This is a genomic window from Salmonella sp. SA15303 (assembly GCF_029962125.1).
Taxonomy (GTDB): domain Bacteria; phylum Pseudomonadota; class Gammaproteobacteria; order Enterobacterales; family Enterobacteriaceae; genus Salmonella; species Salmonella enterica.
In genome coordinates this window covers 3,525,736-3,539,920 of record NZ_CP123924.1, presented here as the reverse complement: position 1 = coordinate 3,539,920, position 14,185 = coordinate 3,525,736, and the positions used below count along the sequence as shown (strand labels likewise).

Annotated in this window: 16 protein-coding genes and 1 pseudogene; 12 read left to right on the top strand and 5 right to left on the bottom strand. The window is 54.0% G+C overall.

Annotated elements, in window-relative coordinates; genetic code table 11:
* Positions 1-5 precede the first annotated feature (5 nt).
* From secD to QEN31_RS17420, 6 genes are all read left to right on the top strand, one after another.
* Positions 6-1,853, top strand: a complete 1,848-nt coding sequence (gene secD / locus QEN31_RS17445) for a protein translocase subunit SecD (protein WP_000934811.1) — start codon at positions 6-8, stop codon at positions 1,851-1,853.
* A 10-nt stretch (positions 1,854-1,863) separates the two neighbouring features.
* Positions 1,864-2,835, top strand: coding sequence for a protein translocase subunit SecF (gene secF / locus QEN31_RS17440; protein ID WP_000046629.1), 972 nt, complete (start codon positions 1,864-1,866; stop codon positions 2,833-2,835).
* Positions 2,836-2,982: 147 nt separating this feature from the next.
* Complete coding sequence (locus tag QEN31_RS17435; RefSeq protein WP_000793035.1) at positions 2,983-3,348, top strand: VOC family protein; 366 nt, start codon at positions 2,983-2,985, stop codon at positions 3,346-3,348.
* Between the two features lie 25 nt (positions 3,349-3,373).
* Positions 3,374-4,066, top strand: a complete 693-nt coding sequence (locus QEN31_RS17430) for a helix-turn-helix transcriptional regulator (RefSeq protein WP_000198318.1) — start codon at positions 3,374-3,376, stop codon at positions 4,064-4,066.
* A 169-nt stretch (positions 4,067-4,235) separates the two neighbouring features.
* Positions 4,236-4,583, top strand: coding sequence for an HNH nuclease YajD (gene yajD, locus QEN31_RS17425; protein ID WP_000974818.1), 348 nt, complete (start codon positions 4,236-4,238; stop codon positions 4,581-4,583).
* Between the two features lie 437 nt (positions 4,584-5,020).
* Entirely contained in the window at positions 5,021-5,128 is a 108-nt protein-coding gene (locus QEN31_RS17420; protein WP_000176312.1) for a type I toxin-antitoxin system toxin Ldr family protein, read from the top strand.
* Between the two features lie 83 nt (positions 5,129-5,211).
* Here the strand turns inward: QEN31_RS17420 and QEN31_RS17415 are convergent, their stop codons facing one another.
* Both QEN31_RS17415 and QEN31_RS17410 read right to left on the bottom strand, forming a co-directional pair.
* Positions 5,212-6,075 (bottom strand): nucleoside-specific channel-forming protein Tsx, encoded by an 864-nt coding sequence (locus QEN31_RS17415; RefSeq protein ID WP_000752021.1) that lies wholly within the window; start codon positions 6,073-6,075, stop codon positions 5,212-5,214.
* Positions 6,076-6,374: 299 nt separating this feature from the next.
* Positions 6,375-6,914 (bottom strand): DUF3251 domain-containing protein, encoded by a 540-nt coding sequence (locus tag QEN31_RS17410; RefSeq protein ID WP_000198484.1) that lies wholly within the window; start codon positions 6,912-6,914, stop codon positions 6,375-6,377.
* Between the two features lie 151 nt (positions 6,915-7,065).
* Between QEN31_RS17410 and nrdR the strand changes: the two genes are divergently transcribed.
* The 6 genes from nrdR to pgpA all read left to right on the top strand — a co-directional run bounded on the left by nrdR (position 7,066) and on the right by pgpA (position 11,173).
* Entirely contained in the window at positions 7,066-7,515 is a 450-nt protein-coding gene (nrdR, locus tag QEN31_RS17405; protein WP_000543533.1) for a transcriptional regulator NrdR, read from the top strand.
* Between the two features lie 3 nt (positions 7,516-7,518).
* Positions 7,519-8,622, top strand: coding sequence for a bifunctional diaminohydroxyphosphoribosylaminopyrimidine deaminase/5-amino-6-(5-phosphoribosylamino)uracil reductase RibD (gene ribD, locus QEN31_RS17400; protein ID WP_001150216.1), 1,104 nt, complete (start codon positions 7,519-7,521; stop codon positions 8,620-8,622).
* A gap of 88 nt (positions 8,623-8,710) precedes the next feature.
* Positions 8,711-9,181, top strand: coding sequence for a 6,7-dimethyl-8-ribityllumazine synthase (gene ribH / locus QEN31_RS17395; protein ID WP_001021372.1), 471 nt, complete (start codon positions 8,711-8,713; stop codon positions 9,179-9,181).
* A 20-nt stretch (positions 9,182-9,201) separates the two neighbouring features.
* Positions 9,202-9,621 carry a transcription antitermination factor NusB gene (gene nusB, locus QEN31_RS17390; RefSeq protein WP_000801129.1) on the top strand — a complete coding sequence of 140 codons (420 nt, stop codon included), beginning with the start codon at positions 9,202-9,204 and terminating at the stop codon, positions 9,619-9,621.
* Positions 9,622-9,699: 78 nt separating this feature from the next.
* The gene (gene thiL, locus QEN31_RS17385) at positions 9,700-10,680 is read left to right on the top strand and encodes a thiamine-phosphate kinase (RefSeq protein WP_000752137.1); all 981 of its coding nucleotides are present in this window, start codon (positions 9,700-9,702) and stop codon (positions 10,678-10,680) included.
* A complete protein-coding gene (pgpA, locus tag QEN31_RS17380) occupies positions 10,658-11,173 on the top strand; it encodes a phosphatidylglycerophosphatase A (RefSeq protein ID WP_000154063.1) in 516 nt (171 codons plus the stop codon). The genes thiL and pgpA overlap by 23 nt, the downstream gene beginning before the upstream one ends.
* A 4-nt stretch (positions 11,174-11,177) precedes the next feature.
* Here pgpA and QEN31_RS25455 read toward each other — a convergent pair.
* From QEN31_RS25455 to dxs, 3 genes and pseudogenes are all read right to left on the bottom strand, one after another.
* Positions 11,178-11,269 (bottom strand): annotated as a pseudogene (locus QEN31_RS25455) (hypothetical protein); the annotation flags it as partial.
* 7 nt (positions 11,270-11,276) lie between these two features.
* On the bottom strand, positions 11,277-12,251 hold the full coding sequence (locus QEN31_RS17375; protein WP_001199870.1) for an aldo/keto reductase: 975 nt from the start codon (positions 12,249-12,251) through the stop codon (positions 11,277-11,279).
* Positions 12,252-12,307: 56 nt separating this feature from the next.
* Positions 12,308-14,170: a 1-deoxy-D-xylulose-5-phosphate synthase gene (gene dxs / locus QEN31_RS17370; RefSeq protein WP_000006777.1), complete on the bottom strand. Its 1,863-nt coding sequence runs from the start codon at positions 14,168-14,170 to the stop codon at positions 12,308-12,310.
* Positions 14,171-14,185 lie beyond the last annotated feature (15 nt).

Genomic DNA, 14,185 nt, shown 5'->3' with positions numbered 1-14,185 from the left:
CTGCCGTGTTAAACCGTTATCCTTTGTGGAAGTACATCATGCTGGTCGTCGTGATTATCGTCGGCCTGCTTTACGCACTTCCCAACCTGTATGGTGAGGATCCGGCTGTTCAAATCACTGGCGTGCGCGGCGTCGCCGCCAGTGAGCAAACGCTGATCCAGGTCCAGAAAACGTTACAAGAAGAAAAAATTCCCGCTAAGTCTGTGGCACTGGAAGAGGGCGCTATTCTTGCGCGCTTCGACACCACCGATACCCAGCTACGCGCCCGTGAAGCGCTGATGAGCGTGCTGGGGGATAAATATGTCGTGGCGCTTAACCTTGCGCCGGCTACGCCGCGCTGGTTGGCGGCTATTCACGCCGATCCGATGAAGCTCGGTCTTGATCTGCGCGGCGGCGTTCACTTCCTGATGGAAGTGGATATGGATACCGCGTTAGGTAAACTCCAGGAACAAAATATCGATAGCCTGCGCAGCGATCTGCGTGAAAAAGGCATTCCTTATACCACCGTTCGTAAAGAAAATAATTATGGGTTGAGCATCACGTTCCGTGACAGCAAAGCGCGTGATGAGGCGATCGCCTATCTGACGCCGCGTCATCGTGACCTGGTGATTTCCAGCCAGAGCGGTAATCAACTTCGCGCGGTAATGACCGATGCGCGCCTGAGCGAAGCGCGTGAATACGCCGTTCAGCAGAACATTAATATTCTGCGTAACCGTGTTAACCAACTGGGCGTCGCGGAGCCTGTCGTACAACGCCAGGGCGCAGACCGTATTGTGGTTGAGCTGCCGGGTATCCAGGATACCGCTCGCGCGAAAGAAATTCTCGGCGCGACCGCGACGCTGGAATTCCGTCTGGTGAATACCAACGTTGACCAGGCCGCCGCTGCTGCCGGGCGCGTACCGGGTGATTCCGAAGTGAAACAGACCCGCGAAGGTCAGCCGGTGGTATTGTACAAACGCGTGATCCTCACCGGCGACCATATCACCGACTCGACGTCCAGCCAGGATGAATATAACCAACCGCAGGTTAACATCTCGCTGGATAGCGCAGGCGGCAATATCATGTCTAACTTCACTAAGGACAATATCGGCAAACCGATGGCGACCCTGTTTGTGGAGTATAAAGACAGCGGTAAGAAAGACGCTAACGGTCGCGCCGTACTGGTGAAACAGGAAGAAGTGATTAACATTGCCAACATCCAGTCCCGGCTGGGTAACAGCTTCCGTATTACCGGTATCAGCAACCCGAACGAAGCGCGTCAGCTCTCGTTGTTGCTGCGTGCGGGCGCCCTGATTGCGCCGATTCAGATCGTTGAAGAGCGCACCATTGGCCCGACTCTGGGTATGCAGAACATCAAGCAGGGCCTGGAAGCCTGTCTGGCCGGTCTGGTGGTCTCCATCCTGTTCATGATCTTCTTCTATAAGAAGTTTGGTCTGATTGCGACCAGCGCGTTAGTGGCTAACCTGGTGTTGATTGTCGGTATCATGTCGCTGTTGCCGGGGGCAACGCTCAGTATGCCGGGGATTGCGGGTATCGTGTTAACCCTTGCGGTGGCGGTCGACGCCAACGTTCTGATTAACGAACGTATCAAAGAAGAGTTGAGTAATGGCCGCACGGTACAGCAGGCGATAAACGAAGGCTATGCCGGCGCGTTCAGTTCCATCTTCGATGCGAACATCACGACGCTGATTAAAGTCATCATTCTGTATGCTGTCGGTACCGGGGCAATTAAAGGGTTCGCGATTACGACCGGTATCGGTGTGGCGACGTCGATGTTTACCGCGATTATCGGTACGCGTGCTATCGTAAACCTGCTATATGGCGGCAAGCGCGTCACTAAGCTGTCAATCTGAGGAGTGCGATGTGGCACAGGAATACACTGTTGAACAACTAAACCACGGCCGTAAAGTCTATGACTTTATGCGCTGGGACTTCTGGGCATTCGGCATCTCCGGGCTGTTGCTGATCGCGGCCATTGTCATTATGGGCGTACGCGGGTTTAACTGGGGGCTGGATTTCACCGGTGGTACGGTAATTGAAATCACGCTGGAAAAACCGGCTGAAATGGACGTGATGCGCGAAGCGCTGCAAAAAGCGGGCTATGAAGAGCCGCAGTTGCAGAACTTTGGCAGCAGTCACGACATTATGGTGCGTATGCCGCCAACCGAAGGTGAAACCGGCGGTCAGGTACTGGGTAGCAAAGTGGTGACGATCATTAATGAAGCCACCAACCAGAATGCGGCCGTGAAGCGTATTGAATTCGTGGGGCCAAGCGTGGGCGCCGATCTGGCGCAAACCGGCGCTATGGCGCTGCTGGTGGCGTTGATCTCTATCCTCGTTTATGTCGGTTTCCGCTTTGAGTGGCGACTGGCGGCAGGGGTGGTCATCGCGCTGGCGCACGACGTGATCATTACGCTGGGGATACTGTCGCTTTTCCATATCGAGATTGACCTGACCATTGTGGCATCGTTGATGTCGGTGATCGGTTACTCGCTGAATGACAGTATCGTGGTCTCTGACCGTATTCGTGAAAACTTCCGCAAAATCCGTCGCGGGACGCCTTACGAAATCTTTAACGTGTCGCTGACCCAGACGCTACACCGTACGTTGATTACCTCCGGTACGACGTTAGTGGTAATTCTGATGCTGTACCTCTTCGGCGGTCCGGTACTGGAAGGCTTCTCGCTGACGATGCTGATCGGTGTCTCTATTGGTACGGCATCTTCTATCTATGTCGCATCGGCGCTGGCGCTGAAACTCGGTATGAAGCGCGAGCATATGCTGCAGCAGAAAGTCGAAAAAGAAGGGGCGGATCAGCCGTCCATTCTGCCGTAAACACGTATTTAAGTGTTATCTGAATCCCGGTCATGCGATCGGGATTTTTTTATTTATGTACCATGACGATAAACATTACTGACAGTATGCTGTCAGGAGCCCTGTCATACACTCCTCATGAATTTACCCACACTCGCAGGAGGATGTATGAAAAACTTGATTAACTGGTTTGAAATTCCAGTTACTGATATGGCGCGTGCAATCGCCTTTTATGAGCAAGTGATGCAGATATCGTTACGTCGGGAAACCATGGATGGGGCGGACCTGGCCGTATTCCCGTATGCTGAACCCGGACCCGGCGGAGCGCTGATAAAGCAGGATGATGTCGCTCCAGTTGCGCAGGGAGTCGTTATTTATCTGCATACCGCCGATTTGTTAGCCTCGATTGAACGTGTCGTCCTTGCCGGTGGCAAGTGTGTTCTGGAACCCATGGTTCCCGGAGATGACATTGGAACCATCGCGTTGTTTATTGACAGCGAAGGCAACCGAATAGGTTTACATCAACCTGCGTGATATTTGCTAAATGTAGAGAGTCAATATGACCAGACGCGCTGACCGTTTGTTTCAGATCGTGCAAATTTTGCGGGGTAGACGACTGACGACGGCAGCGCTGTTGGCACAGCGGCTTGCGGTTTCTGAACGGACGATTTATCGCGATATTCGCGATCTGTCGTTATCCGGTGTGCCTGTCGAAGGTGAAGCGGGGAGCGGATACCGTTTAATGGCAGGTTTTGATCTGCCACCCTTGATGCTTACCCATCGTGAATCGGAAGCACTGATGGTGGCTATACGGTTATTGAAAACCTGGGGCGGCGATTCGCTATCACGCGAGCTTGAATCCGCCCAGGAAAAAGTGTTGGCCATTTTGCCGGAAGAGAGCCGCCGTAAAGCGGAGCAGACACGGATTTACGCTCCGGATTTGGGTACATCTCCACATTCGCGCAGCGCGTTTGATCTTATCCATCAGGCCGTTTCGGCGCAGCAGGTGTTGGCGCTACATTATCGTGATGAAGCGGGGCATCTCTCTTCGCGGGATATACAACCGCTGGGATTGTTTTTCTGGGGAGAGCACTGGCTGCTGGTTGCCTGGTGTGAGAGACGGGAAGACTATCGGTGTTTTCGCCTCGATCGCTGTTTACAAATTACTCCGCTTAACCGGCGATTTCGTGAAACAATCGACCGTTCTTTGCGTGATTTTTTGCGAAAAGTCGAGCACGAAAAAATGCCGTAAGATGTGATAGCGATACCTCTAACGCTTGTAAAACGGGTTGATTGGTCATCAGTTTGCCTGAAATAGCCTTGCTTACCTGGATATATAAGTTGCACAGAATCATTGCTAAAAGCCCGGCTTCGCGGGAAACTGGGCATAACCCTTTGTATTATTCAGGTACCTGTTAATTATGGCTATCATCCCAAAAAACTACGCGCGCCTGGAAAGCGGCTATCGTGAAAAAGCGCTGAAGCTGTTTCCGTGGGTGTGCGGACGTTGTTCCCGTGAGTTTGTGTATTCAAATCTGCGTGAGCTGACGGTGCATCATATCGATCATGACCACACCAATAACCCGGAAGACGGCAGCAACTGGGAGCTATTGTGCCTCTACTGCCACGATCATGAGCATTCTAAATATACCGAAGCCGATCAGTACGGTTCGACGGTCATTGCCGGGGAAGATGCGCAAAAAGATGTCGGCGAGGCGACTTATAACCCGTTTGCCGATCTGAAAGCGATGATGAACAAAAAGAAATAAGCAGACTGCTGACAAAGCTGTTGGTGCTGTTGAATGTTAGGTTACGCTTCGCTCCACCCAACGGAATCCGCAATATAAATGAATTATTGGTTTTCGTAGGTCGGATGCAATCTGGCATTTTTTCAGCCCCGGAGTTTGTCGCCAGCCCCAAATGTCCTGTAACGCATACATTGTCACTGGAATCCCGATCGCAAGGTTGGGATTTTTTTGTTTTTAAGTCCTGCCGATACTGGCGAGCAGAGTAGAATCAGCGGTAAGCCGGGGCAACCCGGTGAGGCGCAATGTTGCGGGGGCTTGATCCCCGGTGGCCTTGTCGCTGGAAAGAGAAAACCCCCGCACATTGTTCGGTATTCACCGGCAACATTACGGGGGCTAACTTGACTCCAGACAAGTTGAGGATAGCCGCGAACCGTTGCCATTGCAACAAAGGCGGCAATATGACGCTCACAGAGTTGAGCATTACTATCTGGCACGATCTGGCGGCACCAACGCTGGTCGGGATTGCGACAGGTCTGTTTTTAGGCTGGTGGCATCGCCGGAAGTAATGTGAAGTGGGCGCGACTCGCCGCCGCATGGCAGCATGCGCCCGAAACGGGCCAGAGGACGACCTCTGGCCTTTTTTGCAGGTTTAGAAGTTGTAACCCACGACCAGGTAGCCGCCCCAGCCGGTAGATTTCGCGCTGAAATCGCCGTCGCCCCAGTTCAGTTTTGCGCCATTCTGCCACTGTCCGCCGTTATGGAAGTAACGCGCAACGACCGAGTAGTGCCAGTGATCGTAGTTCAGCGCCAGGATATGGCTGGAAGCGATGGAGTTGCTGGTACGGTTCGGATCGTCGCCTAAATCAGATCCCCAGTCAAAGTTGGTAAAGCCGATATAGCTCAGTTTACCGCCCCACAGATCGGTGATGGGGACGAAGTATTTCACTTTGAAACGGTAGCCGTCCCATTCGTTTTCATTGGACGCGCCGTAGTTTTGCCACTGATATTTCGCATACACGTTCAGCGACAGACCCATCGGCAGGCCGGTGTCGATATCGGTCCCCAGACCCATATACCACGTGCTCTGGCGGCTGGCTTTGTTATCGCCCATATCGTAGATGTAGTTGTTGGCGAAATACCACTCTTTAAACGGGCCGAAGCTCAGGTCTGCGCCGGTCAGCTTATCAATTGAGAAACGCGGTTCGATTTCCATGAACAGCGGAGAACCGTCGGACCAGATACCTTTATCGTTGCCGTTACCCCAATCAAAGGTTTTGGGAATATCGATATAGCCGTAGAAATCAAACCAGTCTTTTTTGGCAAATGCTTCATATTCCAGATAGACGTCGTTGTTCAATTTCGGCGAGAAACGGGTATGGTAGCTGCCTACCACGTTTACGCTCTGGTGCCACCAGTCGGACAAATACTGCGGCTGATCATTTTCTGCTGCGTTAGCAGTAAAAGATGAGGTGAGCGCCAGCGCTGCGCTGACTGCGAGTAAAGTTTTTTTCATATGTATGCCACTGTTTGAAATCCCTTGCGGGAGTGAAAAGAACGCAATTTGCGTTTCTAAATATTTCGTGTTTCTGCGGAGCCTATTATAAAAATCATTGCTCACAAAAATATGTCTTGTTTCACATATCTATCATTTACGTAATCGATTGCGTTCACGTTTGCGCATTTTAGACGCGGCGACAGTACTATCTTTCATGAATATTACCAATCCATGTCATAAATGACGGAAATGTCAGTAGGGCAACAAAAGTCGCGCGGGGGATGTTGCGGAACGCACAAAACGCTCCGCCAGAACGTTTATTGATTAACAGGCTGAATATCATGGATGCGAATGAAGCCTAACTGCGCCGGTGTGATCCCCTTCAACGGTAACGAAATATTGACATCACTGGGCGCCAGCAAGCTGGCAGGGGCATTTACCAGAAGGCTCTGTGCATTCACCTCCTGATAGTTCTCCGTAGTGCCCTGAAGTTGCCCGTACTCTACGGTAGCGCTGAATGCCGGCAGCGGATCGCGGGACTCGCCCTGAATGTGTAACGTTGCGTGAGCGCCGTCTGCGACAGGCGTAATTTCCAGCAATGTCATACGTAGCGTACCGATCTGGCTCTCCAGCCGGGCAGGCGTATTGGCGCCAGGCAACAAATAGACGCCGCGGGTTGACTCCGCATTCAGCTTATTTTGTTGGGTAATTTTTACCGTTTCCTGATTCAGTTGGGTCATCTCTTTATTCAGGGTGCTAATGCTTTGATGCATCTGGCGAACTTCGCTCTGCGGCGCGCAGGCGGTCAGGCTCAAGAGACTTCCCACCAGGAGAATTCTTAGGTAACGTCTTGTCATGTCGATCATTTCCTTCATGGTTCGATAGCGTAATGGTAGTGCGCTATACGCACAAAGGCACCGATCCTTTATCTCAAAAGCGCTCCGCCTTTGTTGTCGCGCCAGTTCAGGGTAAAATAGCATTTCCTAAATCATCTGGTCAGGACGCCGTATGCATTGCCCATTTTGTTTCGCCGTAGATACCAAAGTCATTGACTCTCGTCTTGTAGGCGAGGGCTCGTCCGTGCGCCGCCGTCGGCAGTGCCTGGTGTGTAATGAACGCTTTACGACCTTTGAAGTGGCTGAACTGGTCATGCCGCGTGTGATAAAAAGCAACGATGTGCGCGAACCCTTTAATGAGGATAAGCTGCGTAGCGGCATGTTGAGAGCGCTGGAAAAAAGACCCGTCAGCGCAGATGATGTTGAAATGGCATTGAACCATATTAAGTCACAATTACGTGCCACTGGGGAGCGTGAAGTTCCCAGCAAGATGATTGGCAACCTGGTCATGGAGCAGCTGAAAAAACTCGATAAAGTCGCGTATATTCGCTTTGCCTCCGTCTATCGCAGTTTCGAAGATATCAAAGACTTTGGCGAAGAAATCGCTCGCCTACAGGACTAAGCCATGCAGGATGAGTTTTACATGGCGCGAGCGCTCAAACTGGCGCAGCGTGGACGTTTCACCACTCACCCGAACCCTAATGTCGGCTGTGTCATTGTTAACAATGGCGACATCGTCGGCGAAGGTTATCACCATCGCGCCGGAGAGCCGCACGCCGAGGTTCATGCGCTGCGGATGGCGGGCGCAAAAGCCAAAGGCGCAACCGCCTATGTCACGCTTGAACCCTGTAGCCATCATGGGCGAACGCCGCCATGTTGCGATGCGCTGATTGCGGCCGGCGTCGCGCGCGTGGTCGCCGCGATGCAGGACCCGAACCCACAGGTCGCCGGGCGTGGGCTGTATCGCCTGCAACAGGCGGGTATTGCGGTCAGCCACGGGTTAATGATGAGTGAAGCGGAGGCGCTCAATAAAGGCTTCCTCAAGCGGATGCGTACCGGATTCCCTTATCTTCAGCTTAAACTGGGCGCCTCCGTCGACGGACGGACGGCGATGGCCAGCGGCGAAAGCCAGTGGATCACCTCGCCGCAGGCCCGGCGCGACGTTCAGCGCTTGCGTGCGCAAAGCCACGCTATCTTAACCAGTAGCGCGACGGTATTGGCTGACGATCCGGCCTTGACGGTGCGTTGGGCGGAGTTAGATGCCTCTACGCAGGCGTCTTACCCGCAGGAAAATCTGCGCCAGCCGGTGCGAATTGTTATCGACAGCCAAAACCGGGTAACGCCTGCGCATCGTATTGTGCAGCAGCCTGGCGAAACGTGGATCGCGCGTACCCAGGAAGATAGCCGCGCGTGGCCCGATGCGGTTCGTACTATCAGCGTGCCGGCGCACAACGGACATTTGGATCTGGTTGTACTGATGATGCAGTTAGGCAGGCAGCAGATTAATAGCATATGGGTTGAAGCCGGACCGGGACTGGCAGGCGCGTTGTTGCAAGCCGGGCTGGTGGATGAACTGATTGTCTATGTCGCGCCTAAATTGTTGGGAACCCAGGCGCGGGGATTATGCGAATTGCCGGGGCTTGAGAAGCTCGCCGACGCGCCGCAATTTACCTTCAGCGAAATACGCCATGTCGGCCCGGATGTTTGCCTGCATATGGTGAGCGCATGAGTTCTCCCGTCGAAAGGGGAGCAGCGCTCAAATTATTATGATAAAATCCGCCCCCCTGCGGGGCCAAATGAACCCTGGAAGAGAGAATATGAACATTATTAAAGCTAACGTTGCAGCCCCTGACGCTCGTGTCGCCATCACTATTGCGCGTTTCAATCAGTTTATCAACGACAGCCTGCTGGATGGCGCGGTTGATGCCCTGACGCGTATTGGTCAGGTAAAAGATGATAATATTACCGTAGTGTGGGTGCCTGGCGCTTATGAACTGCCGCTGGCGACCGAAGCGCTGGCGAAAAGCGGTAAATATGACGCCGTGGTTGCGCTGGGAACCGTGATTCGCGGGGGGACTGCGCACTTTGAATATGTGGCAGGCGGCGCCAGCAATGGCCTGGCAAGCGTTGCCCAGGACAGCGGCGTGCCGGTAGCCTTTGGTGTTCTGACCACCGAGAGTATTGAACAAGCCATCGAACGTGCTGGTACAAAAGCCGGTAATAAAGGCGCAGAAGCTGCGCTGACCGCGCTTGAAATGATTAATGTATTGAAAGCCATTAAGGCCTGATTTTTTGTAAGGGGAATTCCGTGAAACCTGCTGCTCGTCGCCGCGCCCGTGAGTGTGCCGTCCAGGCGCTTTACTCCTGGCAGTTGTCCCAGAACGACATCGCTGATGTTGAATACCAGTTCCTGGCGGAACAGGACGTAAAAGACGTCGACGTTCTCTATTTCCGTGAACTGCTATCCGGGGTGGCGACTAACAGCGCGTACCTGGATGGTTTAATGAAACCGTATCTGTCCCGCCTGCTTGAAGAGCTGGGACAGGTTGAAAAAGCCGTGCTGCGTATTGCGTTGTTTGAGCTGTCAAAACGCAGCGATGTGCCTTATAAAGTGGCCATCAACGAAGCGATTGAACTGGCGAAAACCTTTGGCGCTGAAGACAGCCACAAATTCGTCAACGGCGTACTGGATAAAGCAGCTCCGGTGATTCGTCCCAACAAAAAGTGATTCACAGGCCGGAAAGATAGCGGGCGATGGATACCCGCCGTCTCCGGCCTTTTCTTTTTTTCTGCTGAGGCATAACGTATGGCATGTGGCGAGTTTTCCCTGATTGCCCGTTATTTTGACCGTGTAAGAAGCTCTCGTCTTGATGTTGAAACCGGTATTGGCGACGATTGCGCGCTCCTGAATATTCCTGAAAAGCAGACCCTGGCGATCAGTACCGATACGCTGGTGGCGGGCATCCATTTCTTACCCAATATCGATCCTGCCGATCTAGCGTATAAAGCGCTGGCGGTGAATTTAAGCGATCTGGCGGCGATGGGCGCCGATCCGGCATGGTTAACGCTGGCGCTCACGCTTCCTGACGTCGATGAGGCGTGGCTTGCCGCGTTCAGCGACAGCCTGTTTGAACAACTGGATTACTACGACATGCAGCTCATTGGCGGCGATACCACGCGCGGCCCGCTGTCGATGACGCTCGGTATTCATGGCCTTGTGCCAGCCGGTCGGGCGCTGAAACGTTCTGGCGCAAAACCGGGCGACTGGATTTATGTTACTGGCACGTTGGGCGATAGCGCTGCCGGGCTGGCGATTCTACGGGGTGATTTTCGCGTGGGAAGCTGGGGGGATGCCGACTATCTGGTCAAACGCCATCTGCGCCCGACGCCGCGTATTTTACAAGGACAGGCGCTACGCGATCTCGCCAGTTCGGCGATCGATCTTTCCGACGGTTTGATCTCCGATCTTGGTCACATTCTGCAAGCCAGCAACTGCGGCGCGCGAATCGATTTGGAGGCGCTGCCTGACTCCGAAGAACTGTGGGGACATGCCAATGATCCCGAACAAAAGCTTCGCTGGATGTTATCCGGCGGCGAAGATTATGAACTGTGCTTTACCGTCCCGGAGCTGAACCGTGGCGCGCTGGATGTCGCGCTTGGTCATCTGGGCGTGCCGTTTACCTGTATCGGGCAAATGACGGCGGATATCGAAGGGATCGCCTTTGTGCGTGACGGAGAACCTGTCACTTTTGACTGGAAAGGATATGACCATTTTGCCACGCCATAAAGATGTTGCGAAAAGCCGCCTGAATTTGCGCAATCCGTGGCACCTGCTCGCTACCGGCTTTGGCAGCGGGCTGAGCCCTGTGGTGCCGGGCACGATGGGCTCGCTGGCGGCGATCCCCTTCTGGTATTTGATGACGTTTCTGCCGTGGCAGCTTTATTCGCTGGTCGTGATGTTTGGGATCTGCATTGGCGTTTATCTTTGCCATCAGACGGCGAAAGATATGGGCGTACACGACCACGGCAGTATTGTCTGGGATGAATTTATCGGTATGTGGATAACGCTAATGGCGTTGCCGACGACGGACTGGCAGTGGGTGGCTGCCGGGTTCGTTATTTTCCGCATTCTGGATATGTGGAAACCCTGGCCGATCCGTTGGTTTGATCGCAACGTGCACGGCGGCATGGGGATTATGATCGATGATATCGTCGCCGGCGTGATATCCGCCGGCATACTGTATTTTATCGGTCATCACTGGCCGCTCGGTATTATTTAAAGGGTTTGCCGGATGGCGGCGTAAACGCCTTATCCGGCCTACCCCCGAACAATATGTCGATTTCGCAGGCCCGATAAGCGCCGCGCCATCGGGCAATGGCAGATTATTTAAATCCCACCACCGGATGTTGTTTGTACGGCGTTTCGAGTTCGGCAATCTGCTCCGGTTTGAGCGTTAAATCAACGGCATTCAGCAACTCATCTAACTGCTCTTCACGCGAAGTGCCGATAATCGGCGCGGCGACGCCTCGTTTACTGAGTAGCCAGGCCAGCGCAACCTGCGCTCGCGTTGCGCCAAGCGCCTCGCTGACGCCAGCCAGCCGTTCCGCTATTTGCGCATCATTTTTATCGCTTTCAGCGTATAAATTTTTGCCCACGTCATCCGAGACCAGCCGGGCCGTGGTTTCTCCCCAGGGGCGAGTTAAGCGCCCGCGCGCCAGCGGACTCCACGGAATCACGGCGACGCCTTCCTGCCAGCACAGCGGTAGCATCTCACGCTCTTCCTCGCGGTAGATCAGGTTATAGTGATCCTGCATGGTGACAAACGGCGCCCAGCCGTGTTGTTTTTGTAGCGCCAGCGCCTGGGCAAATTGTGAGGCGTGCATTGAGGAAGCGCCGATATAGCGGGCTTTACCCGCCTTCACCACGTCGTTTAGCGCTTCCAGAGTTTCTTCTATCGGCGTGGTGTAATCCCAGCGGTGGATTTGCAGGATATCGACATACTCCATTCCCAGACGGGTGAGGCTATCGTCAATAGAGCGCAGGATTTGCGCACGGGACAATCCTTCCGGCAGATCGCCGACGCGATGGAAGACTTTCGTCGCTACCACCACCTCGTCGCGCCGGGCGAAATCACGCAGCGCGCGGCCGACAATCTCTTCGCTGCTGCCGTCGGAGTAGCTGTTGGCGGTATCAAAAAAGTTAATGCCGCCCTCAAGGGCGCGCTTGATGATGGGACGGCTGCTCTCTTCGGGAAGCGTCCAGGCGTGATTGCCGCGACTCGGCTCGCCGAATGTCATACAGCCCAGACAAAGGCGGGACACCCGAAGATCTGTATTTCCTAACGTGTTGTATTGCATGACTCCGCTCCTGTTATACCCGTCACTCTTCAAGCATAGCAGGAGCAAAGAGGGGATTATGCCAGCCAGGCCTTGATTTTGGCTTCAATGCCTGCGGCGTCAAGCCCCAGTTCCGCGCGGGCTTCTTCCTGCGTTCCTTGCGGGATAAAGAAATCCGGAAGACCGATATTCAGCACAGGTACAGGTTTACGATGGGCCATTAGCACTTCGTTTACGCCGCTGCCAGCGCCGCCCATAATGGCGTTTTCTTCCAGCGTCACTAGCGCGTCATGCTGCGCGGCCATCTCCAGAATTAGCGTGTCGTCCAGCGGCTTAACAAAGCGCATGTCGACCAGCGTGGCGTTAAGCGCTTCGGCGACTTTCGCCGCCTCAGGCATTAAGGTGCCAAAGTTCAGAATCGCCAGTTTTTCGCCATGACGCTTCACAAGGCCTTTACCAATAGGCAGTTTTTCCAGCGGGGTTAGCGCCACGCCCTGCGCATTACCGCGTGGATAACGTACTGCCGTCGGGCCGTCGTTATAGTGATACCCGGTAAATAACATCTGGCGACATTCGTTTTCGTCGCTTGGCGTCATGATCACCATATCCGGGATGCAGCGCAGATAGGAGAGATCGAATGCGCCCTGGTGTGTTTGCCCATCCGCGCCAACGATACCGGCGCGATCGATGGCGAACATGACCGGCAGTTTCTGGATAGCGACGTCATGGATGACCTGATCGTAGGCGCGTTGCAGGAAAGTAGAGTAGATCGCCACGACGGGCTTATAGCCGCCAATCGCCAGACCTGCGGCGAAGGTGACGGCATGCTGCTCGGCGATGGCGACGTCAAAATAGCGATCCGGGAATTTACGTGAAAATTCCACCATGCCGGAACCTTCGCGCATTGCCGGGGTGATCGCCATCAGCTTGCTGTCTTTGGCGGCAGTTTCACACAGCCAGTCACCGAAGATTTTTGAATAACCTGGCAGACCGCCGCTGCTTTTCGGCAAACATCCGCTGGAGGGATCAAATTTAGGCACCGCATGGAAAGTGATCGGATCTTTTTCCGCGGGCTCATAGCCGCGGCCTTTCTTGGTCATGATATGCAGGAACTGCGGGCCTTTCAGGTCGCGCATGTTCTTCAATGTGCTGATAAGCCCCATGACATCGTGACCATCGACCGGCCCGATGTAGTTAAAGCCCAGCTCTTCGAACAGTGTGCCCGGCACAACCATGCCTTTAATATGTTCTTCGGTACGCTTGAGCAGTTCTTTAATTGGCGGTACGCCGGAGAAGACCTTTTTTCCGCCTTCGCGCAGAGAAGAGTAAAGCTTACCGGAAAGTAGCTGCGCCAGATGGTTGTTGAGCGCGCCGACGTTTTCCGAAATCGACATTTCATTGTCGTTCAGAATGACCAGCATGTCGGGCCGGATATCGCCTGCGTGATTCATTGCTTCAAACGCCATACCGGCGGTGATGGCGCCGTCGCCAATCACACAGACGGTGCGGCGATCTTTGCCTTCTTTCTCCGCCGCCACGGCAATACCGATACCGGCGCTGATAGAGGTGGAGGAATGCCCAACGCTCAGCACATCGTATTCGCTTTCTCCGCGCCACGGGAACGGGTGCAGACCGCCTTTCTGGCGAATGGTGCCGATTTTGTCGCGACGACCGGTAAGGATTTTATGTGGATAAGCCTGGTGTCCAACATCCCAGATTAGCTGGTCAAACGGGGTGTTGTAGACATAATGCAGCGCCACGGTAAGTTCTACCGTGCCCAGCCCGGAAGCGAAATGCCCGCTGGAACGGCTTACGCTGTCGAGTAAGTAGCGGCGTAGCTCGTCGCAGAGTTTCGGCAGACTCTCTTTCGGTAACAGTCGTAACTCCTGGGTGGAGTCGACCAATGCCAGGGTAGGGTATTTGGCTATATCAAAACTCATCGCAAGCTCATTGGA